Below are 22,491 nucleotides of genomic sequence, written 5' to 3'. Positions count from 1 at the left end.
AAAAAGAAACCTCGTATCCCAATCAGGGATACGAGGTTTCTTTTTTGATCAGGTTAATTTATTTGCTTGAAATTCACATCATTGCCATCATACCAATATTTCACTAGATTAAGTGAGCTCCATTCAGCAGAATATGTAGGTCTGTTACCTTTTGCAAACTGTCTTCTTCCAACCAATTCTTGGTGATCTATCACATTTTTATTAAATCCATTTGTAATCAAAGAAGCTTCAATCATCGAGTAATCACCATGTGCGTATTCTTGTGCTACCCAATCCACATATTTCATTAATTGATTAATATCTTGTTTAGTTGCTGATCCTGCTTTTACTTCAATAACACAATATTTGTATATTGTGTTATAACCTTTTAAGAATTTGTACCCAAAAATGTCTATCGCATCCATGTAATCTACTGGTTTATGAGGAGAGGCTATTACTTGATGAGATATATAATCCCATTTTCCAAGTAAAAAAGGTTGAGGATTTTGTGCATCGAGTTTATGTAAGAGATGGCCTTCTAAAGCCATTTCATGCGCTATTTTTTCTCCGTCTATACATTGACGAACAATTTCGAGAGTGTCTAATAGATAAGAATCTATTCTTGTAGAATCCTTCAATTTGCTATCTATTAATCTATGTCCCAATGAGTTAAATTCAAAAACAGTATTGGTATTGGGGGTATGAATATTTTTCTGATTAGCCTTTAAATTTAAGTCTTTTAAAGCACTATTCTCTTCATCATCTATTTTTATGAATGATTTCTTCCAAAATGCCCTAAGCATTCTAAAACTTCCAGGTGCAGAAGAAAGAGCTTCATCCATATCTACTCCTTTTTTGAAAAAATATGGGTTAGGTTCAAAAGTACAAATCCAACGATAGTTTGGATCATTCTCTTTCCTAAAAAGAATCTCGTTTTTGATTGAATCAAACAAATAATTATAAGGTTGGCTCGCTTTAGGATAATTTTTGTATTTGCAGTCAAAACCTACCTTTTTAAGCTTACCTATCCCATATATTTTTCTATCTATAAAAAAGTAGATATTGTCTCCCGGCTTCATGGTAACATAATCATTAAAAGTTCCTTCATGCGATGTTTGCCACATGTTTTTATTCCATTTTTTTGTGTGTTTTGGTTGGTTAATGAGCGTTGAATAAATCCCTGCGGTAAAAAGAGGTTCCAATCTTTTTTCAATATCTTCAGGGTTATACAAGTTATTCTTATTTTTCTTAATGTTACCTTTGCTTACAGACATAATGAATCCAACCATATAAATACCTCCGAAATATGATCAAACATTTACTATTTTAAGTGAAAATACTTTAGTAATGGAAGTATAGTCGTTTAGAGGAAATTTATATTGAAACGATTTTTATGGGGGGGAAAAGACTTTAAAAAAAATGATTCACGTTTTATAACGAGAATCATCAAATTGAACTTATATAACCTTTGTATCTTTTTCCTCATAATCAAACAAACTCAAATTCTGTTTACTTTGCTCTTTTTCTTGCATTTTCTTTTCACTATCCACTATTCGTTTAAGCTCTTTCGCCATCTTCTCCACTAAATCAACTACCAAAGCATTACCCATACAAAAATAACGGAATTTATGCGGCATACCTGTATTGGTCCAATCATCAGGGAATCCATTCATTCGTTCACATTCTATTGGGGTTAGGAGACGAAGGCGTCCTGTCTCTGGATCTCGTACGACATGGGTACTTCTGCTTTTACTAGATTCGCTAGTCAGTATGGTTCTTCCAGGATAATCTAAGTGATCTGGAAAGGCCATTCCCCCTTCAGCATATTGATACTTGTATCCCTCGCTAGTAACACGATCTATTTTCTTAGGGCCTTTCATATACTCCCAATCATCTAGTTTTTCACCTAGATAATATTTTTCATCTGTTACTGCTTGCTCCAGAATATCACCTAGAGTAGTTTGCTTCTTCGGCTTTTTAGGTAGTACTTCCTCAGAATATACTTCTCCATCTATCATTACACCACTATTTCTAAATCGAAAGTTGAAGTTATCAGAAAGTTCCACTATATCATCATGTAGAGTGGTAGAGAGTGGCTGATGACGATTTGATGATTCTTCTTGTATCGGGAATTGGGATTGGAAGTATCCATTGCTATGAAGGATGTTTTCTCCATCAAAATGTTTCATGGATTGATAATAATGAGTATCTTTGTGATACGCAAAGATAAATACCCTTCTTCGCTTTTGAGGATATCCATAATCCGCAGCATTAATCATCCTCCATTCAACACCATAGCCACGTTTTTCAAATGACTTGAGCATCACTCCAAAGTCGCGGCCTCTTTGCTTTGAAGGAGATTTAAGCAATCGATCCACGTTCTCCAATAGAACAAAGGGAGGTTGTTTTTCTGCTATAATCTTATCTATTTGCCAGAAAAGAACCCCTTTCTTCCCAGCAATTCCATCAGCTTGCGTACGAGCAACAGAATAATCTTGACATGGAAATCCACCTACTAAAACGGTGTGATCTGGAATATAGTAAGATGCTTTATCTGCGTGTTCGGCAATATCAGTATTATGAATTCGTTTCGTTTCTTCGTGGGTACTGATACCCTTTGTCTTTACAAATCCATTATTTTTAATATTTTCGATATAACAGTCATATGCATGTTGTTTACTTTTGCCTGGTTCCCACTGATTCGCATAAACAGTTTCCCAGTTTTTTGAAGCTCTTTCAAATCCGAGACGGAAGCCCCCTACACCAGCAAATAATTCGCTAATGGTATAATCGAATTTCACTATGACTTCCTCCGTTCTTTATTGTAAAGTTAAAGACTATATGACATTATACAACAAGGAATGCAATATATAAAGATTATATCATAGGGGGAGTGCATATGTCCGAACAGAAGTTTGCATATGATGTTTCTAGTCCGAAATCCATAGAAAATCATGCTAAGAAACTGGAAAATAAAAGTTTTCGTGAAGCATTAGATGGCTTGGTTATTCGAGAGAAAGGTAATAAGGGAGGTCTTGGACAACTTCTTGAAAAAAGTCATTTTGGATACGAGATTAATAGTAATGCAGAACCAGATTTTGAGGAAGCTGGTGTAGAGTTAAAGACGACACCGTATATATATAGAAGCAAGAATAGACCTGTTGCAAAGGAAAGACTAGTATTAAACATCATAGATTATATGACACTGCCTCATGAAAAATTTGAAAATAGCTCTTTCTGGAAGAAGAACCAGACATTACTCCTTATTTTTTACCTCCATCAAGCAAAAGATGTTATACCAAATAGACTTGATTACCAAATTACCCATGCACAGTTATTTCAATTCCCAGAAAAAGATTTAAAGATTATTAAGGCTGATTGGGAGAAGATAGTTGAAAAAGTACGTCAAGGAAAAGCCCATGAATTGTCTGAGGGAGATACTAACTACTTAGGAGCTTGTACAAAAGGGGCTAATAAATATTCTCATAGGCCACAGCCATATTCTGATGAATATGCTATGCAAAGAGCCTTTTCTCTAAAAACTTCGTATATGACTACTGTGTTGAATCACTACATACTCCCTGGGAAAAAGACATATCACGAATCTATTCTTGAAGAAAATGATTTAGGTGAAGACACATTAGAGTCTTTCATCCTAAAGAAATTTAATCGCTTTAGCGGAATGTCAGTAGATACGATAATGAGTGAGGTGGGGGAAGAGGTAGAAAGTAAGCCTAAACATTTTACTGCTAGAGTTGCTTCTAAAATGTTAAACCTAGATGATCGCTTAGAAAAAACAGAAGAATTCAGAAAAGCTAATATCAAAGTCAAGAATATTACGGTCTCTAAAAAAGGTAAAGTCAAAGAATCGATGTCATTTCCAGCTTTTAAATATAAAGAACTAATTAAAGAAGAATGGGATAGTTCTACACTTAGAGAAATGTTTTTAAATACGAGATTCTTATTTGTTGTATTTAGATACAATGAACACAATGAGCTATTCTTTGAAAAAGCACTGTTCTGGAACATTCCTCATAATGATTTAGAAATTGAGGTTAGAGAAGTATGGGATGAAACCATCAACCGTATCAAAGATGGTGAATGTAGAAATCTACCTACTGCTTCGGAAAATCCAGTGGCACATGTTCGCCCTCATGCACAAAATAAACAAGATACGTATGAAACCCCACAGGGTGACCATGTAGTAAAGAAATCCTTTTGGTTAAATAACAAATATATCGAACAACAAATTGGTCTATAAACCCTCCCTTTAAACAAAACAAGTTACTTATTTCGTTTTTTAATTTCTAAATTTGGGAAGTCTGACTAAAAAGGTCAGAAATGGGTGGGGTTCATGGCGGAGTCTCTTACAGATGAACAAAGAAAGAAGAAGATGGGGGCAATTAAAGGAAAAGAAACCTCCATTGAAAGAAAAGTGAGTAAGGAATTATGGAATAGAGGATATCGGTTTAGAAAGAACGTTAAAAATTTATACGGTACTCCAGATATAGCCATAAAGAAATACAAAATTGTCATTTTTCTTGATTCATGCTTTTGGCACGGTTGTGAGGCGCATGGTACTTTCCCAAACTCAAATCAATCTTTTTGGTTTAATAAATTGAGTCGTAATAAGGAACGAGATGAAGAAGTAAATCAATACTATTTGAAAAAAGGATGGCATATTCTAAGAATATGGGAGCACGAAGTTAACTCAAGTGTGGAGATAACAGTGGATAAGATTGTTCAATTTATTGAAGAAGCAAAGATATTTGAGCGATATAAATCATATAACAGGAATAGTTAAGATGTTGGGAGAGTATTACTTTTCCCAACATTTTCTTTCAATTGCTTCAATGTTAGGCCATGATACTAATTCTCGCAAAGAGTGGGAGAAGAAGCTTTCTTCTTTAAAGAAAGGTCAATGTATAGCCTATGGACCTACACTCCGAGAAAATGGTGAATTACAGAATAGTTTACCTGTAATTATTAACATTACTCCTATGAGTGAAAGAATTAAAGATTAGTAAGTTTGAAGCCGTAATTTTATTAATTACGGCTTCTTTTTTAGAAGAATATTTGTATAAATAGATACTTGTTATTATAATTAGAAATTAACAAATGTTATGTATCAACTGAAAACAGTAGTAGTAATACTGAATAGGGGAGTAACGATGAAACAAGAGATTTACGTAGTCGGTGCTGTTATTATAGAAAACAATAAAATCCTCTGTGCTCAAAGAGGTTATACCGACACTATGCCATTAGTCTGGGAATTCCCTGGTGGAAAGATTGAAGAAGGTGAATCACCACAAGAAGCACTGTACCGTGAAGTAGAAGAAGAAATGGATTGTACTGTAGAAATTGGTGAACAGGTAGAGCACACTGTTTATGAATATGATTTCGCTATTGTCCATTTAACTACGTATTATTGTAAGTTACTAAAAGGGGAACCAGTTTTAAAAGAACATGCTGCATTTAAATGGCTGTCTCCGGGTGAACTTCTAAGTATTGACTGGGCACCTGCTGATATGCCAGCAATTGAAAAATTAAATCAAATGTCTTTTTAGTATAGAACGTTGTATAAGTACAACGTTCTTCTTTTATGAAGTGATGTTTTAATAAAAAATAAAACTGAAACCTGTCATCATTCTAATCGTATATAATATAGTTACAGCAAGTACAAAAAAATAAAACTCAATGCACAACTAAAGGAGGCTTTCCGATATGAGAACAGGTAATCCGAGTTTATCAGCTAATACGTTTGATCGATATAGAGGGATGACGGGCGAGAATCAGATGACGATACAAGGGAGTGTGAACAAGACGTTTGTTCTACTTCTGCTGGTTGCTGCTACGTCAATTTATTCATGGAATATGTTAGTGGCGAATCCAGGAATGGGGACAGGATTGATGCTTGGTGGTGCGCTTGGTGGTTTGGTGTTTGCGCTCATCACGGTATTTGTTCCTAAGGCTGCTCCGATTACAGCACCGATTTATGCTTTGTTGGAAGGATTGTTTGTCGGTGCGATTTCGGCAACGTATGAGGCTCAGTTTGAAGGGATTGTGTTTCAGGCGGTTATTTTGACATTTGGAGTATTGTTTAGCCTGCTCCTTGCTTATAAGTCTGGCATGATTAAGGTAACCCAAAACTTTCGGTTAGGTGTCGTTGCGGCAACAGGAGCAATTTTTGTTGTTTACCTTATTTCATTCGTTGGAGGTTTCGTTGGGTTTAATGTCCCACATCTTCACGAGGCGACTCCGCTTGGTATTTTAATTAGTGTGGGGATTGTAATCATTGCGGCTTTGAACCTAGTGCTGGACTTTGACTTTATCGAAAGAGGTGCTGGGTCAGGCGTTCCAAAGCATATGGAATGGTACGCTGCGTTTGGACTGGTCGTTACACTTGTATGGTTATATATAGAAATTTTGAGGTTGTTGTCCAAGATTTATCGCCGATAATAAAAAGGCCACGATTGTGGTCTTTTTTATTTGTCTAAGGGATATTAATCATTTAGTAAATAAATCAAGAATCATTAAACTTCGGTATTTTAATAGAAATGTGGCTCACTTTGTTTCCATCCTATACAAATTTATGTCTACAAAAAGACGCGCGAATGAATTATAGAGGCAAGATGTATCGATTGTACGCAGGTGAAGATGCAATTGGTACAGTTGAGGAAAAATCAGAATCTACGACTCAAGTAGGCAATCAATTGCTGAATTTTTTAAGCTTACATACCATGGTAGGGGTAGAACTGATAATGGAGGATCATAGAGGTGACTTGTTAGGGACCATCCAAAAAGGTAAAGGGATAAATAAGGGCTTTTCTCTCTATGATGAGAAGGGGCAACATATTGGGGCTATTGCATTTACGGGTAAGATGATTGCTCCAGCCTTTACTTTGGTTGATCATACAGATACAGCTCTTATGAAAGCTGAAGGTGATTTTAGTGTTTCCTATTTCTCGGTAGTTGATTGTGAAAGTGGAAAGAAGCTTTCTTCTATCAAAAAGCGCTCCTTTACTTATGATACGATGAAAGATAATTTGATGAAGGAAGATGGATATTTTATGGATTGTGCTGGTGGATGTGAATTATCATTCGAATTGAAGATGGTTATGAAAAAATGCTGAATCCCATTGATACAGCATTTTTCATTTATGTACTATTCATATGTTCCTTCAATCATCTTTATTTCGATAAGATAAGGTTCTTATATTTACCTCCTTTATTACTGGTATTTCAAGTTTCAAAAAAAGCTATTTAAAAAGTTATATAGTAACTTTCAAAAAAACATCAACTAGTAAAATATTACCATTACCTTTAGATTGCTAGGTCTGGTAAAATCTTAAAAGTGTTATTTTTACATTACATAAAGTAGTAGAGGAGAGATTGTTTTGCCAAAACAACCATGGTACTTGCAGCCCTGGATGATCGCATTGTGCTTTGCGTTATGGAATATAATCGTACCACCTATAGTAGGGATTATACTTATAGTGCTGGAATACAAGCGTCGTAAGAAAATTAGACAGATGTGGGAAGAAGTAGGGTTTGATGATGTACTTAAAGTCGATCAGAAGAAAGCTGAAATTGAAAAAGAGATTGAACAACTAGAGTCTCAGAAAGAAGAAAGAAATAAAGAGACAACTCGATTGGATAACCTTATTTCTGAAAAGAAAGATGAAATGATTGTTCTCAATGATGAATTATTACTTCAATCATTTGGTTTTTACGAACCGAAATATGACCTTGAATCATCTCAGGCTTATAAAGACAAGCTAGATGATATTCGTGATCGTCAAAAACAAATGGCAAAAAATAAAACAGCCACATCTCATCCGGAAAACTTTAGTTTAGACGGAAACAAAAGTAAGGGTAAAGCTATGCTCAATAACATTATTAAAATGACCATTCGTTCGTTTAATAATGAATGTGATACCGTTATTTCTAAAGTGAAGTTTAATAATATTGAGGCTAGTGAAAAACGTATTAAAAAATCTTTCGAACAGTTAAATAAGTTTAATCAATACAATACAGTAACCCTAAAACAAGATTATTTAAACCTTAAGCTTGAGGAATTATATCTTGCTTATGAGTATGCCAAGAAGAAAGAAGAAGAAAAAGAAGAGCAAAAGCGCATTAAAGAACAAATGCGCGAGGAAGCGAAAATCCAAAAAGAAATTGAGGAACAGAAGAAGAAGATTGAGAAAGATGAAAAACACTTTAATCAGGCTCTTCAAGATTATCGTGATCGATTAGAAAACGCCGATGAAAAAATGCAAGAAGAACTAGAACGTAAGATTCAAGAGTATGAAGCAAAAATTGCTGAACTTGAAAAAGAGAAAGAAAATGTAGATTTTCGTGCACAAAATGCCAGAGCAGGGTATGTTTATATCATTTCTAACATTGGTTCTCTTGGTAACGACATAGTTAAAATAGGTATGACAAGAAGGTTGGAGCCACTCGATCGTGTGAAGGAATTAGGCAATGCTTCGGTTCCGTTTACGTTTGATATTCACGGGATGATTTTCTCTAACGATGCTCCATCTTTAGAAAATGCATTACACCATGCATTTGATCACCTTAGGGTAAATAAAATTAACAATAAAAAAGAATTCTTCAGAGTATCTCTTGAAGACGTGGAACAAGAAGTCAAGAAGAATCACGATGCCACTTTAGAGTTAACAAAAATGGCAGAAGCAGAAGAGTTTCGACAATCTCAGGCTCTTGATCATTCACAAACAAAAGGATATTACTCTGCTGAACAAGAAGTTGCAACAACAGTTGAATAAATACGGAAGATAAAGTTGAAGTGCCTGTTTCCCAAAAATATTAATTGAGGAGCAGGCACTTTTAATAGTGTAAAAAAATTATCGACTGCAACAGGTGCTAGACCCCCGCCGCAGTGATGCAGTAAAGCAGTGGGGGCTGGCACTTTTTTTACCGGAGCTGCTCCAGGTGGTCGAGAAGCTTCAATTGTGCTCCGCTAGCTACTATGATTTTATCTTCGTTCCAGCTTACTACATCTTCACACGGGAGATATGGTTTATTTTGTTCTTCTTCCAGCATAAGGCCAATGATGGTTTTGTCGTTTGTATTGAGGATGATTTCTTCTAGCTCTCCTAGTTGTTCGCCTGTTTCTGATACGATTGGTATCTCTTGGAGTTTGGTATGAGAGTGACAGTTAGGGGAGGGCTCTCTGCGTTCTTCCTCAATTTTTTGGCCACTCATCGTAAGCTTGCCAGGTTTTATGGTTTCTATTTTGTATTCTGGAATATAGTAAAGTTGTTTACTCTTTTTATCTTTATTATCGAGAGGGTTGATTTTTTCTAGAAAACTTTTGCTTTCTTGTTCATCCATTTCGTGAGGTGGTTTGTACAGTTTTAGCGTCACATATGCTAGTTTTTGCTCTTCAAGATCGATGAAAACATCGTGTACGGTAGCCTTTTCATTTTCGGATTCGGAATTAGTAATGGTGGCGTTTATGAGGTTGCTGGCTAGTAAATTCAAGTGGCCACAACTCCTTTATATAAAATCAATCATGCAGGGCAATATTTCCTTTTTTCTAGGTGATTAAACTAAACAGGGGAGATGGTTATTCCTTCTCCTTCCACAGATTTCCGTTTACAATAGGTTATAGATACATAAAAACGGAGGGATGGACGTGTTGCAAGTTGTGTGGTTTAGACGGGATATTCGGTTACATGATCATCAGCCACTTGTGGAAGCCCTTCGATTTGGCGAACCGATTCTACCAATTTATATAGCTGATCCCTCTCTATGGAAAGATAGCGAGCTATCGGTTCGTCATCTCCAATTTATTATGGAAGGGCTTACGGAACTTCAGGAATCTTTTCAAAAGCGAAGAGGTACCGTTTATGTCTCTATTCAAGAAATGGAGGATGTTCTCGAGACGATCTATGAAGCGTTTGGGGAATTTACGATCCACACCCACGAGGAAAGCGGGACGCCTTTAATGAATGAGCGAAACATGCGTGTACATAAGTGGATGGAGTCGCAAGGTCTTCAAATGAAGGAGTATCAGCAAGATGGGGTTCAGAAGGGTATTGATAATAGCAGGGCTTTTAAAAAAGAGTGGAATGTCTATATGGACGGCCAACTTTTTGAAATACCTGAGTATGTTCCAACTGTGGATGAGGATGAAGTTCCATCTATCCTATCTTCCACTATTGAAAAAATGAACAGGCTTTCGGTTGGTGGCATGCGTATAAAATATGGGCAACAGGGTGGTGAAAGTCTAGCGCTTGAGTCACTAGAAACGTTTTTATCAGAGCGTTCGAAGCGGTATAAGGATGATATGGCAGATCCCATTGCTTCTTCTACATCAGGTAGTAGGATATCTCCTTATCTTGCATGGGGGAATATTTCGATGCGATATATTGTCCAGCAGACGAACGAACAGCTCTTCTCTATAGAAGATGAGGAACATGATAATCAACTGAAGGCGTTTCTGTCACGTCTATTCTGGCACAGTACCTATAAGCAGTGGTTGGTGGGTAATCCGTCGATTGCTTATGAATCCATCGACACCGCGTTAGATGATGTGCGAAAAATAGACATTGAAGTGTATCAGAAATGGTGTGATGGGGAAACGGGGATTCCGATGATTGATGCAGCGATGCGGTTACTTCTGAAGACGGGTTGGATTAATAATCAATTAAGAGCGATGCTCATTTCGTTTGCTTGCCACACGCTAGGCATGGAGTGGCGCAGGCCCGCTGATTATCTTGCTGGACTATTCTTGGACTATGTGCCAGGTATTCATTATAGCCAAACACAACTCACAGCTGGAACAACGGAGTCTAAGTCAGTAAAAGTTCTTAATCCAATCAAACTAGGAAAAAACCTCGACCCTGAAGGTACATTTGTACGCCGTCACATTCCAGCGCTGAAGCACGTTCCAAACAAGTATGTTCATGAACCTTGGAAGTTCCATGGCTTTGTTCATATGGATTATGGTGAACCAGTACTGGATGTGAAAGAAGCAAATCGACGGGCGAAAGAAATCTTTTCAAGTGTTAAAGGTACCAATCATGTTCAAACAAAAAGAGCTCAGAAGAAACGGAATGCCAACAATGAAGCGGAGCAACTGTCACTCAATCTGTTTGATTCGTAAGACAGTGCATCTTTCAAAAAGTGGTCAATTATTTAAAAAGGAGGCTATACCATGCAATGAAGCAAGAACCCCAACCGAATATTATGAGTTACTAGAAGAAGATTGTAGAAAAGAGAGAAGCTGTTACTTATTCGACAATACATCCTAGGTCACGGACCTGAACTCAAAGAAGGTATTCAGTACAAGATGCTATGTTATGGTGATGAGTCATCTACTTTGTTTAATTTGAATGCTCAAAAGTCTTACGTGAGCTTGTATGTAGGAATAATTGAGAAAATAGAAGGGGCCAAGGAGCTTCTAGATGGGTTTGACTTTGGGAAGGTCTGCATCCGTATATCCGTATCAAAAAATCAGTGGACGTAGAGTATAGAGGTCTAGAAACGTTTGTTAAGATAACGATAGAACATCGGAAAGCTGGTGGGGATACCGGTTGTTAAAAAAAGAAAAAGGTGCCTGATCCCCGGTATGGTAACGCGTTAGCGTGATGGGGGTCAGGTACCTTTTTAATGTGATTACTTAAGAAGTTTCGGTTCAAATGGGAAGTCGGAGAAGTTTTCGACGCCGTCTTCCGTTACGAGTAGTTGTTCTTCTAGTTTCACGCCTTCTTTTCCACCTGGTGAACCGATATAACTTTCTACTGACAGTACCATATTTGGTTGGATGATGCCGTCGTACCCTTTTTCTTCGAAGTCTTGTGCGTACACGATATAAGGATACTCACCGCTAAGTCCTGTTCCGTGTGCTACTGTGAAGTAACGGTTCGGGAAGAATTCTTCTGGGATCTTCCAGCTCTTTTCTGCGTATTCACGGAAGGACATGCCTGGCTTTAGTAGGTCAATGTTCGTTTGTATTTGTTCATATGCTGTTTGATAAAGACGTTTTTGTTCATCCGTTGGTTCACTATCTCCGCAATAGAACGTGCGACTGATGTCTGTGAAGTATCCGAATGGACCGTTCATGTCTGTATCAAAGGCCACAAGCTCACCTTCATTGATGACTTTGTCACTACATTCTTGGAACCAAGGATTTGTACGGTGGCCAGAGTTTAGAAGTCTTGTTTCCACATAGTCCCCGCCTTGTGCTATGTTCGTTTGGTGAAGGTAGGACCACAGTTCATTCTCGGTGATGCCTGGCTCAAGTGCCTGTTGCATACGAATCATGCCTTGTTCTGCTGTACGAACAGAAATTTTCATCGCTTCAATTTCTTGGTCACTTTTAATACTACGAGCATGCTCAATAATTTCTTGCCCGTCCACTACCTCGACATCTAGTTTGGACAGTTCAACAAGCCCGATGGAAGGAGAGTAATCAATCGCTAGTTTTTTGTTGCCTCCTTGACGTTCTTTAACGAGCTCTTCGATTTCTTTTGCCCAATTCCTTGCATTGTCGTATAGGTTTTCGCCGGATGCTACATAAGAAAGTGTTGTTGCCTCTCTAACTTCATCAATTGTTTCCAATCCTTCTGAAAGGTGTTCACAGTTAGGAAAATCAAATAAAGTAACCGGTCCTTCGGTTGGAATGTACACATAACGACCTGGGTTACGTAGCATGAATATCTGCATGTTTCGACTGCCTGTTGCATAACGAAGGTTTACAGAGTCAAAAATAACAATACCACCGTACCCTTGTTTTCTCAATTGCTCCCGGACTCTTCCAAGCCGATATTGACGCATACGGACCGTATCGATTTGCGTTTTATCGTGACGGATGCTTGATAGTTTGTTCATTATACTCCTCCTGTAGTTGAATTTTATAATTTGCTTCTAATTATCGTTTTATCTAATGAACATATTACAATATGATGCAACTTATTACAATATGTTATCGTGAATTACTTACCTATTTCTACTCGGTAATGAAAAGCATTCGGAAGATATTTGGTACGGCTATACTCAATTGGCATACTGTCTATACCTACGGTTGTCCGTTCTATATCTGTTAAAGCCTCACCTGGAACAATCCCTAATAAATCAGCTTCGTACTGGGTAGCATTCGAAGCTGAGACGACTTCTTGAATGTTGGTGTAGTGAATGTTGTGTTGTCCTAATTTAGGGAAAATATCAAAGTCTTTATAAGAAAATTCCTTTACTTTTTCCCCAATTGAAAGGGGGAGGAATAATTGTTGAAAGGCAATTGGTCTCCCGTCAGCAATTCGTAACCTTTCTAGTAAATAAACTTCCGCTTCTTCTTCTAGTTTTAATTGATATTTCGCATGGTAATGTTCTTTTAGTTTTTCGAACCTGAGAACCTTCACTTCCATGTTTGTACCTAGTTCGTGGTGCATAATCCCCGGATTCCCAAGCTCTACTTGTGGTTCTTCCCGAACTCTCGTAGGGGCCCCGCGCCTTGTTTCTAATACATTTTTTTGAACAAGATCTTGAACCGCCTGGCGTATGGTAGTTCGGCTTACGTTATATTGCTCGATCAACTGGCTTTCGGAAGGGATCGCTTCTCCTGGTTGCCAGACTCCTTCTTTTATGTTGTTTACTAATTTATTTTTTATTTGCACATATAATGGTAATTTTCTTTGTTTGGACATATATTCACACCTTTCTTTCCAACTCATCAGCAGGTATTATGCATGAGTTGTAGCTTGTGACTTAATTAATCTTATTATGACATGCTTTAACTTATTATAACACCATGCTTTCGTTTTTGGTGCCAGACCCCCGCTGTAGTAGTGTGATAAAGTGATAAAGTAGTAGGTATCTTTTTTGACATTGAAAAAGAGACAAGCATATAAAAGGGAACCCATAGGTTGTTGGAGTTCCCTTCTCATTAAAGCATTTATCTTTAGACCTAATTATTCTATATCACTTGTATATTTTTCTTGGAGTAACTACATCAACATACACTGTAAGATTTACATCAGTATTTTGCTTGTAATCACTAATGACCCCTCGCATATACCACAAGGAGACACTCTAGAACGTGGTGGCAACGCACTGGCAAAGTGAAACGTTAATACAATTCAGTGATGGGGGGGCTGGTACCATTTTGGTAGCTAGTTATTTCTCTACGTGCCTTTCATATGTAAGGTAAGAATATAGGCGATATCCAATCGGGATTAATGCTAGTAAAGAAGCAGCTTTCGATGCCCCGTCAGCAAAGAGTAACCAGAAAAATGCAAGAATCATAACAAAAAAGATTCCAACATTCCCTGAGAAACCATTAATGGGCTGGTTATCTAAGAAAAAGGTTTTTGCTCCTTTTAAGTCTTTCGCATAACAAGCTTCGTGGTATGGTACCACTTCAATTACCATGGTTGCAGTAACTAAATCTTCTCGAACTCTAATTTCTTTCTTACACTTGTCACAATAGATTGGCTTTGACACTAGAAGCACCTCTTTCGAATGTACACTTAATAAGTCTATACGAAAGGAATGTAAAATTGTTTCATTCTAGTAGACATTTTCTACACATTATGTACATTTTGTTATAGTAGGGAAACAAAGGTAAATGTTGAATGGAGGGTGGCATAGTATGAGGTTTTTTTCCGATGATATACGTGACAGAGTAAGAGAAGATGCTTTAGCAATGGAAAAACGGGGGGACCTTGCTCCCGATATACTGGAATACATTTATGATCAAGGCTTGTTTAAGCTGTTAGTGCCGGAACAATTTGGTGGAATCATGACCACGTTACCAAGAGCCACAGAAATCTATGAAGAAGCTTCCTATATGGAAGGGAATTTTGGTTGGTTGATTGGCATTTGTTCAGGTGGGGGCTTTATTACAAAGTTGTTTCCTGAGCATGTGTACCGTGAGAAGTTCACCAATCGAGAAGCTGTTATTTCTGGCAGTGGCTATCCTAGTGGCACAGCCCGGGCTGTTAATGGAGGTTACGTTGTAAATGGAGAATGGAAATTTTGTAGTGGATCCTCATTCGCGACGTTGTTCACGGTAAATGCGATGATTGAGCATGGAGATGGAAAAGATGCTGAAATGCGTACCTTCGTTTTTGAACGAGACCAGGTTGAGTTGGTGGGGGATTGGAACGCTACTGGCATGAAAGCAACAAATAGCCAAACCATTCAGGTTAGGGAAGCCTTCGTTCCAGAGGATAGGGCATTGCTTTTTGATATGTCAGCAACGCTTTATGAGGAACCATTCTATACATATCCTTTTATGCAATTTGCAAAGGTGCAGTTTGCAGCAGTGGCCCTAGGGATTTCCAGACACTTTCTGGAAGAATGTAAGGCCTTAGCCGAGACGCACAAACAGGAATGGGATAAAGGTGAGAAATATTCATTTATTTTGGAAAAGGTACATCAAGCTGAAGAAAACTTGGAGAAAGCTCGAAATCAATTTTATGAAGTGGTTCATTTTTCATGGAATGCTCATGTTAATGGCGAATACTTTTCAGAAGAACAACTTTCGGAGATTAGTATTGTCTGCGAGGATGCAGCAGCTGAGAGTTTGAGAGCAGCTCAATCTGTTTTTCCATACTTAGGCATTACAGCTGTGTTAGAAGATAATCTAGTCAATAAAACATGGCGAGATTTACAAACCGCTTGCCAGCATGGATTGATCTTGTCATTTCGGTAATAGTGATGGTGCCTGACCTCCGCCGCTTTAACACAATACCGCACCGGGGGTCAGGCACTTTTTTTACAGTTTGTGCGTCGCTAGACGGGCGCTTACGCTGTTCATTATCTATCTGGCATAATAGTCACTATTTGCTGAATTCGTACAAAAAAGGTGGAGTCCCCTGCAGTAAGCACAATGTGGTCAGGTTTTACTTCTATTAATTTGCCGCGAATGGTATCCTTCGTTGTTTCAACAATTAACATATTACCGACTACTGACTGTAAGGTGTGGACTACATAAGGGTCCACCAATGTCATTAATTGCGTATTCATTTGCTGGTGTACACGTTGATCTTGATAAGGGTAATACATAGAAAAATAACCTCCCATTATTAGTCTATATACTTTATGACGAATACCTATTTTTGGTTTGGGCGGAAGGTTACGTTACAATGAAAGACGCATCACTGCATCTAGATAATAAACAACAAACTCTTGTATATGATAAGATTTAAGTAAAGGGTTACTTGTGTAGCCTGTGTCTATTGTAGAAAATTGTTATGAAGGAGTAAGAGGCTATGGACGATCCGAATCAATTAGATAGAGCTCAGCTTAGATATGTAAAGCAAGAAATGACACGGTTTATGATGTCTTATAAGTTTGCAGTTGATCAAATTACCACGAAAGTGGATATTCTGAAACAAGAGTTTCAATATATTCATGATTATAACCCCATTGAACAAATCAATTCACGAGTGAAATCCCCGGAAAGCATCTTCAAAAAAGCAAAGCGCAAAGGTATCGAACTTTCTTTAGATAGTATTAAGGAACAAATTACGGATATAGCAGGTGTTAGGGTATCTTGTTCGTTTATTTCAGATATCTATCGGCTACGTGACATGATTGAAGGCCAAAAAGATATTAATGTAATAGAAACGAAGGATTATATTGAATATCCTAAGCCTAATGGATATCAGAGTTTACACCTAATACTCACTGTTCCGGTATTTATGTCTGACCGAGAAGAAAAGGTGTACGTAGAAGTTCAAATTCGAACTATAGCGATGGACTTTTGGGCTAGCTTAGAGCACAAAATCTACTACAAATATGATTATGAAATTCCCAATCGTTTATTGGATGATCTAAAAGAGGCAGCAGAATCAGCTGCAGAATTAGACCGTAAAATGGAAGCCCTTCACAAGGAAATCGGAGATTTAAAACGAGACGATGACGATGACGAAGAAGATTTAAAGAATATGTTGATTAGTAAGGATAACTTTAAGATTCCAACGGATTTATTACTATCGATGGTAAATCCTGATGAATCAGCAAAATAAAAATCAGGTGCCTGGCCCCCAGTAGAGTGATGTTCTAAAGCGGTGGGGGTCAGCCACCTGATATTTTTTTATAAGAAAACTGAAACGTTGGGGGACCCTTTTTCGGTACATAATAGTGTAACCATCCATATCTTCCATAAAATTTCCAGTTGTGAGAAAATGGGTGTTGTTCGGAAACTATATAGGGAGGCTTTTTATGCTACAGGGAGCAGCAGTTATCATTATTTTGTCTATTCTTGGGGCTTTAGTATTGATTGGCGGGATTGCCACATTTATTATATTCCGCATTCGCTACAAAACGGCAAGTTCCAACGAAGCACTTATCGTAACAGGGCCGAAGCTTGGAGATCCAGAAGCAGAGAACAACGTGTTTGAAGATGAAAATGGACGTTCTATGAAGATTATTCGTGGTGGCGGTTATCGTCTACGTATGTTCCAAACGGCAACACCAATTGACCTGACATCATTCCAGCTACAGGTCAATTCTGAGAAAGCTTACACGAAAGAAGGTATTCCTGTCCGAGTGGCAAGTACAGCCGTGATCAGTATCGGTAGTGACCTTGAGATTATGGCCAATTTTGCTGAGAAATTCCTAGGGAAAGCACAGAAAGAACGTGAATCTGAGTTGAAAGATGTGTTGAACGGACATCTACGTTCTATCATTGCGTCACTTCCAATTGAGAAAGTGTACAATGACTTTAAAGAAGTAAACACACAGGTGAAAAATATTGCTGAAGCTGACTTGAAAGGCATGGGTTTTGAAATTACATCTTTTGCCTTGAATGATGTGGAAGACGTGGACGAAGAAAATGGCTACATAGATGCCCTTGGTCGTCCACACATTGCAGAAGTTCAGAAAAACGCTGATAAGGCTGAGTCTGATGCGAAGAAGGAAACGCGTATCTATCAGGCTCAGAACGACCAGGAAGCTCAGAACGAGGAAAACCGTCGTCAGACAGAAGTAGCAGAATCTCGTAAAGAAAAAGATATTAAAGAAGCAGAGTTCCAAAAAGAAACGAACCGTGCCAATGCGAATGCAGAGCAAGCTGGCGAAATCGAACGTCAAAAACTTAATCAACAGATTAAGGAAGAAGAACTTAAAGTTCAATACATCGAGAAGCAGCGTGCAGTTGAACTAGAAGAAGAAGAAAACAAACGTCGTCGCTCTATTGCTGACGCCCAAGCCTATGAAACAACCAAAAAGGCACAGGCTGAAGCTGATCAAGAGCGTATTAAAGGTGAATCTGAAGCAGAAGTTATCCGTCAGCGTGGTATCGCAGAAGCGGAATCCAAAGAGCGTATGGCCAAAGCGATGGAAAACTATGGCGAAGCAGCGATTATGGAAATGCTTATCAACGTATTGCCTGACTATGCAGAAAAAGTATCTGCACCAATTTCCCAAATTAAGGACATGAAGGTCATTGATATGGGTGGATCAGATTCTAAAGGTGGTTCTGCAAAAGTTGCGAACAGTGTGACGTCCACAATGCTAGGCATTCAAGAATCATTAAAAGAAACAACAGGTATGGATCTGAAAGCATTGATTGAAAGCTATGTTTCTCGCGGTAACGTGAATAACTTCTCTCTAGATACAGAGAAGCAATACCAAGAAACTTCGGCGACAACAGAGACGGATTATGCTCAGACGCAGAGCAGTAGAGCTGAAGCTGAGCCGGAAGCACAACCTGAAGAAGAGGTAGAACAAACTTTGGATAAAGATTCAGAAGAAAAACAGCCTATCCAGCCGTCAGACGACCAAGCAGAATCGTAAATGTAAGTAGAGCCACACTACCCTAATTGGGAGTATGGCTCTTTTTTTATGCCTTTATTACACTATCACAATACCGCGCCGGGGGTCTGGAACCTAGAATCTATTCTACTTACACAAAAAAGCTCTAGCCTTAAGGCTAGAGCTTTTCCTTTGCTATTAAACTTTTACTAACTCATACTCTTCCTCTTCATCCCAGTATGTGCAACCTTCAAAAAAAGCATCCTCAATACAAGATTGGATAATCTCAGGTAATTGGGTTGGGATCATTTCGGCGTCCATGATTTCGATTCTCATTCCACCAACAAGGCCTTTGAATATAGCTTTCTGGTCTTTGTTAACGTATAAACGACCTATTTCTTGTTGAATGTTGAGGGAATTGTGTTGGGAATAGAACACAATCAATCCAGTAATAAATGAATTACGACTCTCGTGTAGGGCGATTTTTTTCCAGTTGGTTGTTTCGTTCAGGGATTCCATACCTGCTTCCGTAATTAATTCAGGATCGCGAAGTACAGACACGTCATCGTACTTTCTAATACCAAATAAACTGTTGTAGGCAGCAACGGTGATGTGTTTCTCTTCCATCGTCAGAATGACATCTTCTTGCTCCAAAAACACTTGGCTTACGTACTCTTTCATCATGTCAAATACTTCTTGGGTGTTTTGCTCAATACTGTTTTCCAATTCAAAGACAGCCTTCTTTTCATCAAGCAAATCACGAATTTCCACTTTTTTATACACCCTCCTAAATTATGATTCATGGTATGTATTTCCAAATAGTAGACATTCAAAACGTTTTTTCCTATTTTTCTAAAAAATAGTAGAATTTCACTAGAACGTGCCACACAACTCGGTTCAGGTGCCAGTCCCCCTACGGCGATAAACACAGTACAGAGGAGGGGTCTAGCACCTGAACAGGGGAGCAGAACCTGGAAGGGGGAACGGTGGTGGGTAAATGGGTGAGCCAATATTTTTGTTTACAAATATTTTGCTCACATCATAGAGGGACTAGCCAATTCTTCTATGATGTAGAAATATTTCAAAATATTGGCATTTATTGTTTTGGTGCGTATTGATGGGGGAGGGGAAGAGTATTGTACAACTCTTTAAGGAGAATTCCTTTCCTGTTCGGGAATTATATTACAATAACGTAAAAACAATGTAACGAATGAAATACAAATGTTTACTCATTGTTATTGAAGTATTTACTATGGGTGTTACAGTAGTCAATGTGAAATTAACGAAGAGCTCATTAATAAAAATCATAATTCTTGAGTACTCAATTCGCCAAGGAGGCTGAACATCATGAAAAAAACAATTCTTTCAGTAGCAGCAGTTGCAACGATTTCGGTAGGAACTACAGTAACAGCAAGTGCTGAAGACGTTGTAGTTGATAAAGGTGATACGTTATGGGGAATCTCTCAGGATTATGGAGTTTCCGTAAATGATATAAAAGATATAAATGGACTTTCATCTAATACAATTTATCCAAATCAAACGCTAACCGTAAACAATAGAGAGGGAAATACAACAAGCGAAGCAACAACAGCATCAGCAAACGGAACACACACAGTTCAATCTGGAGATACGCTATGGAGCATTGCACACGACAATGGCGTAAGTGTAGGTTCCCTTAAAGCGTGGAACAACCTAAGCTCCAACATTATCGTAGTTGGACAAGAACTAGTATTGAATGAATCATCATCAGCAGAAGTTGAGCAAGTAGAGAGCAACACTTCCCAAACTGAAACCACAACAATTAATAACAACACCAGTGCTGACCAACAAGCGGACGACAATGTAGCAAAAACGGTTAACGTAGAAGCTACAGCTTACACTGCTTATTGTACAGGGTGCTCAGGTGTAACCAGTACAGGTATCGATTTACGTGCAAACCCTAATCGTAAAGTGATTGCCGTAGACCCTGACGTAATCCCATTAGGTTCTGAAGTATATGTAGAAGGATATGGAAAAGCGATAGCAGGTGACGTTGGTGGCGCAATCCAAGGTAACCGTATCGACGTATTCATTCCAAATCAATCTGATGCTCTAGCATTCGGTCGCAAAAACGTTGAAGTAACTGTATATGAATAAGTTTCAATTACTAGAGGCGATTTCTATGAAGGAATCGCCTCATTTTTCGTATACCATCCTCTAGGAATGTTAAAACTCTTAAAAAGGTCTATTAAACATTTTCATATATTCTCTATTTAATTAATAGGATAGAGGTAAAAGAGGAGGAATGGTATGATGGATAGTAAGCTAAGTAAAGAATTGGTCAATTTGTTAGATGAAAATGAATTGAACACCTTCCTAATAAAATTTCAATCCTACCTTTATGGAACTTCTGCTACTTCCACGACCTTCGAAAATAATCCTCTAATCCATTTACCATATCTTGATCAAAAACTTCATCAACTAACACGTAAAGAAAGACGGCTGTTACGTGTGAAAATACAAGGGTTGATCCTGAGATTAGATGAGGTGAAAAAGGTTCCATTCCCGTCACCTTTTGTGAATGGAGTTATTGCATCGATCTTACTTCTTTTACTTGGGGGAGTGATGAAAAATCCTACTCTTTATCCAGTCTGGATGATGACCTTGATTGCGTCGTGTTTTGTTATTGTAATCCCTGCTGTGTCATGGATGAATCTCCATTATTCCGGTAAGGATGTCGTAAATAAAGAAAAGCTAACAATTCTAGCAAGTTTATTAGAAGAAACAAATGATAAGATTTAATTCTATCGACAAACTTCGACATATCTTTTCTACATTCTATGGTAACTTTTGGATGAAGAATTTTTTATAGGAAGTTAGGTTGAAATTAAATGAAAACTACTGGAATGGTTATGATTCTTCTAATTATTGGATTGTTTCTTTTTACTTTGGTAGATGGAAAGATGCTTGATGGGAAAGTTGGCTCTAAAGATCTTGTAAAGATAAAAAGTTTACCAGACGTGGAAGATACAGTCGTTGAATCGAGTCCTAGTAAGCCATCAGCTGTGTTGCTTGATGCCCCTCATATACATCAGCTTCCTGAATTACCTCGAGGATGTGAGGTAACCTCCTTATCTATGATGCTCCAACATGCAGGAGTCAACGTCGATAAAATGACGCTCGCTGAAGAAGTTAAAAAGGTACCTTATAAAGAGAATGGGATATACGGAGATCCTAATGATGGATTTGTCGGTAATATGTACACCTATGACGAACCTGGTTTATCTGTCTTTCATGAACCATTAGAAGAACTTGCAAGCCAATACTTGCCAAATCAAGTTAGAAACCTTACAGGCAGCGATCTAGAGAAAATTAAAGAATCCTTGTCTAATGAAGCCCCTGTCCTTGTCATTCTAGCCAGCACCTATGATAAAGTACCTGAAGATACATGGGAAACGTGGGAGACACAAAATGGCACCATTCAAATTTCAAAAAAAATTCATTCTGTTCTTGTAACAGGTTTTAATGAAGAATCTATTTTTATTAATGATCCGTTACATGCAACAAAGAACCGTCCTATTGATATCGAAAATTTTAAAAAAGCCTGGGAAGAATTCGGCAAACAAGCGATTGCATTGACTAGTGTCGATTAAGAACAAGGAACAGTAAATTAATGCGGCTTACACGACGTCGGTTGGTTCGAGGTTGCTGCGTGATGCAGCGGTTTTAATCGAACTTCCTCTAAATTACTTGGGGTGGATTGTACGTCGCTAGCAGGGCGCTTGCTCTTTTCTTATCCTA

The 22,491-nt window shown here is 38.0% G+C and carries 22 protein-coding genes; 14 read left to right on the top strand and 8 right to left on the bottom strand.

The window, feature by feature from the left end; translation table 11 throughout:
• Positions 1 to 53: 53 nt before the first annotated feature.
• Together GLW08_RS21590 and dcm are read right to left on the bottom strand one after the other, a co-directional pair.
• Positions 54 to 1,268 carry a hypothetical protein gene (locus GLW08_RS21590; protein WP_202406186.1) on the bottom strand — a complete coding sequence of 405 codons (1,215 nt, stop codon included), beginning with the start codon at positions 1,266 to 1,268 and terminating at the stop codon, positions 54 to 56.
• A 168-nt stretch (positions 1,269 to 1,436) separates the two neighbouring features.
• The gene (gene dcm / locus GLW08_RS04770) at positions 1,437 to 2,780 is read right to left on the bottom strand and encodes a DNA (cytosine-5-)-methyltransferase (RefSeq protein WP_160847397.1); all 1,344 of its coding nucleotides are present in this window, start codon (positions 2,778 to 2,780) and stop codon (positions 1,437 to 1,439) included.
• 98 nt (positions 2,781 to 2,878) lie between these two features.
• Here dcm and GLW08_RS04765 point away from each other — a divergent pair, with 98 nt between their 5' ends.
• The 6 genes from GLW08_RS04765 to GLW08_RS04740 all read left to right on the top strand — a co-directional run bounded on the left by GLW08_RS04765 (position 2,879) and on the right by GLW08_RS04740 (position 8,771).
• Entirely contained in the window at positions 2,879 to 4,240 is a 1,362-nt protein-coding gene (locus tag GLW08_RS04765) for a Sau3AI family type II restriction endonuclease (RefSeq protein WP_160847396.1), read from the top strand.
• 93 nt (positions 4,241 to 4,333) lie between these two features.
• Complete coding sequence (locus tag GLW08_RS04760) at positions 4,334 to 4,783, top strand: very short patch repair endonuclease (RefSeq protein ID WP_160847395.1); 450 nt, start codon at positions 4,334 to 4,336, stop codon at positions 4,781 to 4,783.
• Positions 4,784 to 5,150: 367 nt separating this feature from the next.
• The gene (locus tag GLW08_RS04755; protein WP_160847394.1) at positions 5,151 to 5,546 is read left to right on the top strand and encodes a (deoxy)nucleoside triphosphate pyrophosphohydrolase; all 396 of its coding nucleotides are present in this window, start codon (positions 5,151 to 5,153) and stop codon (positions 5,544 to 5,546) included.
• A 157-nt stretch (positions 5,547 to 5,703) separates the two neighbouring features.
• Positions 5,704 to 6,438, top strand: a complete 735-nt coding sequence (locus tag GLW08_RS04750) for a Bax inhibitor-1/YccA family protein (RefSeq protein ID WP_160847393.1) — start codon at positions 5,704 to 5,706, stop codon at positions 6,436 to 6,438.
• A 155-nt stretch (positions 6,439 to 6,593) separates the two neighbouring features.
• Positions 6,594 to 7,112 carry a hypothetical protein gene (locus GLW08_RS04745; RefSeq protein WP_160847392.1) on the top strand — a complete coding sequence of 173 codons (519 nt, stop codon included), beginning with the start codon at positions 6,594 to 6,596 and terminating at the stop codon, positions 7,110 to 7,112.
• A 264-nt stretch (positions 7,113 to 7,376) separates the two neighbouring features.
• Positions 7,377 to 8,771 (top strand): DUF4041 domain-containing protein, encoded by a 1,395-nt coding sequence (locus GLW08_RS04740; RefSeq protein ID WP_202406185.1) that lies wholly within the window; start codon positions 7,377 to 7,379, stop codon positions 8,769 to 8,771.
• 148 nt (positions 8,772 to 8,919) lie between these two features.
• Here the strand turns inward: GLW08_RS04740 and GLW08_RS04735 are convergent, their stop codons facing one another.
• Entirely contained in the window at positions 8,920 to 9,489 is a 570-nt protein-coding gene (locus tag GLW08_RS04735; protein WP_160847391.1) for a PRC-barrel domain-containing protein, read from the bottom strand.
• A gap of 154 nt (positions 9,490 to 9,643) precedes the next feature.
• On the opposite strand from GLW08_RS04735, the gene GLW08_RS04730 reads away from it, so the two are divergent.
• The gene (locus GLW08_RS04730) at positions 9,644 to 11,116 is read left to right on the top strand and encodes an FAD-binding domain-containing protein (protein ID WP_160847390.1); all 1,473 of its coding nucleotides are present in this window, start codon (positions 9,644 to 9,646) and stop codon (positions 11,114 to 11,116) included.
• Between the two features lie 120 nt (positions 11,117 to 11,236).
• Complete coding sequence (locus tag GLW08_RS21820; protein WP_237458353.1) at positions 11,237 to 11,479, top strand: DUF1801 domain-containing protein; 243 nt, start codon at positions 11,237 to 11,239, stop codon at positions 11,477 to 11,479.
• Positions 11,480 to 11,628: 149 nt separating this feature from the next.
• On the opposite strand, the gene GLW08_RS04720 is transcribed toward GLW08_RS21820, so the two are convergent.
• The 3 genes from GLW08_RS04720 to GLW08_RS04710 form a co-directional block, all read right to left on the bottom strand.
• Positions 11,629 to 12,843, bottom strand: coding sequence for a M24 family metallopeptidase (locus GLW08_RS04720; protein ID WP_237458306.1), 1,215 nt, complete (start codon positions 12,841 to 12,843; stop codon positions 11,629 to 11,631).
• Between the two features lie 104 nt (positions 12,844 to 12,947).
• Positions 12,948 to 13,655, bottom strand: coding sequence for a GntR family transcriptional regulator (locus GLW08_RS04715; RefSeq protein WP_160847389.1), 708 nt, complete (start codon positions 13,653 to 13,655; stop codon positions 12,948 to 12,950).
• 469 nt (positions 13,656 to 14,124) lie between these two features.
• A complete protein-coding gene (locus tag GLW08_RS04710) occupies positions 14,125 to 14,451 on the bottom strand; it encodes a hypothetical protein (RefSeq protein WP_160847388.1) in 327 nt (108 codons plus the stop codon).
• Positions 14,452 to 14,599: 148 nt separating this feature from the next.
• Between GLW08_RS04710 and GLW08_RS04705 the strand changes: the two genes are divergently transcribed.
• A complete protein-coding gene (locus GLW08_RS04705) occupies positions 14,600 to 15,664 on the top strand; it encodes an acyl-CoA dehydrogenase (RefSeq protein ID WP_160847387.1) in 1,065 nt (354 codons plus the stop codon).
• 104 nt (positions 15,665 to 15,768) lie between these two features.
• Here the strand turns inward: GLW08_RS04705 and GLW08_RS04700 are convergent, their stop codons facing one another.
• Positions 15,769 to 16,017 carry a YuzF family protein gene (locus tag GLW08_RS04700; protein WP_237458305.1) on the bottom strand — a complete coding sequence of 83 codons (249 nt, stop codon included), beginning with the start codon at positions 16,015 to 16,017 and terminating at the stop codon, positions 15,769 to 15,771.
• A gap of 206 nt (positions 16,018 to 16,223) precedes the next feature.
• On the opposite strand from GLW08_RS04700, the gene GLW08_RS04695 reads away from it, so the two are divergent.
• Both GLW08_RS04695 and GLW08_RS04690 read left to right on the top strand, forming a co-directional pair.
• Positions 16,224 to 16,982, top strand: a complete 759-nt coding sequence (locus GLW08_RS04695) for a GTP pyrophosphokinase (RefSeq protein WP_237458304.1) — start codon at positions 16,224 to 16,226, stop codon at positions 16,980 to 16,982.
• Positions 16,983 to 17,178: 196 nt separating this feature from the next.
• Complete coding sequence (locus GLW08_RS04690) at positions 17,179 to 18,753, top strand: flotillin family protein (protein ID WP_160847386.1); 1,575 nt, start codon at positions 17,179 to 17,181, stop codon at positions 18,751 to 18,753.
• Between the two features lie 156 nt (positions 18,754 to 18,909).
• Here GLW08_RS04690 and GLW08_RS04685 read toward each other — a convergent pair whose 3' ends face one another.
• On the bottom strand, positions 18,910 to 19,482 hold the full coding sequence (locus tag GLW08_RS04685; RefSeq protein WP_160847385.1) for a hypothetical protein: 573 nt from the start codon (positions 19,480 to 19,482) through the stop codon (positions 18,910 to 18,912).
• A 576-nt stretch (positions 19,483 to 20,058) separates the two neighbouring features.
• Between GLW08_RS04685 and GLW08_RS04680 the strand changes: the two genes are divergently transcribed.
• The 3 genes from GLW08_RS04680 to GLW08_RS04670 all read left to right on the top strand — a co-directional run bounded on the left by GLW08_RS04680 (position 20,059) and on the right by GLW08_RS04670 (position 22,343).
• Entirely contained in the window at positions 20,059 to 20,847 is a 789-nt protein-coding gene (locus GLW08_RS04680; protein ID WP_160847384.1) for a LysM peptidoglycan-binding and 3D domain-containing protein, read from the top strand.
• A gap of 153 nt (positions 20,848 to 21,000) precedes the next feature.
• Entirely contained in the window at positions 21,001 to 21,492 is a 492-nt protein-coding gene (locus tag GLW08_RS04675) for a hypothetical protein (protein ID WP_160847383.1), read from the top strand.
• An 89-nt stretch (positions 21,493 to 21,581) separates the two neighbouring features.
• Entirely contained in the window at positions 21,582 to 22,343 is a 762-nt protein-coding gene (locus GLW08_RS04670; protein ID WP_160847382.1) for a C39 family peptidase, read from the top strand.
• Positions 22,344 to 22,491 lie beyond the last annotated feature (148 nt).

Source organism: Pontibacillus yanchengensis (genome assembly GCF_009856295.1).
GTDB lineage: Bacteria > Bacillota > Bacilli > Bacillales > BH030062 > Pontibacillus > Pontibacillus yanchengensis_A.
The sequence above is the reverse complement of the archived record's forward strand: the minus strand, read 5'-3'. Positions and strand labels throughout refer to the sequence as shown.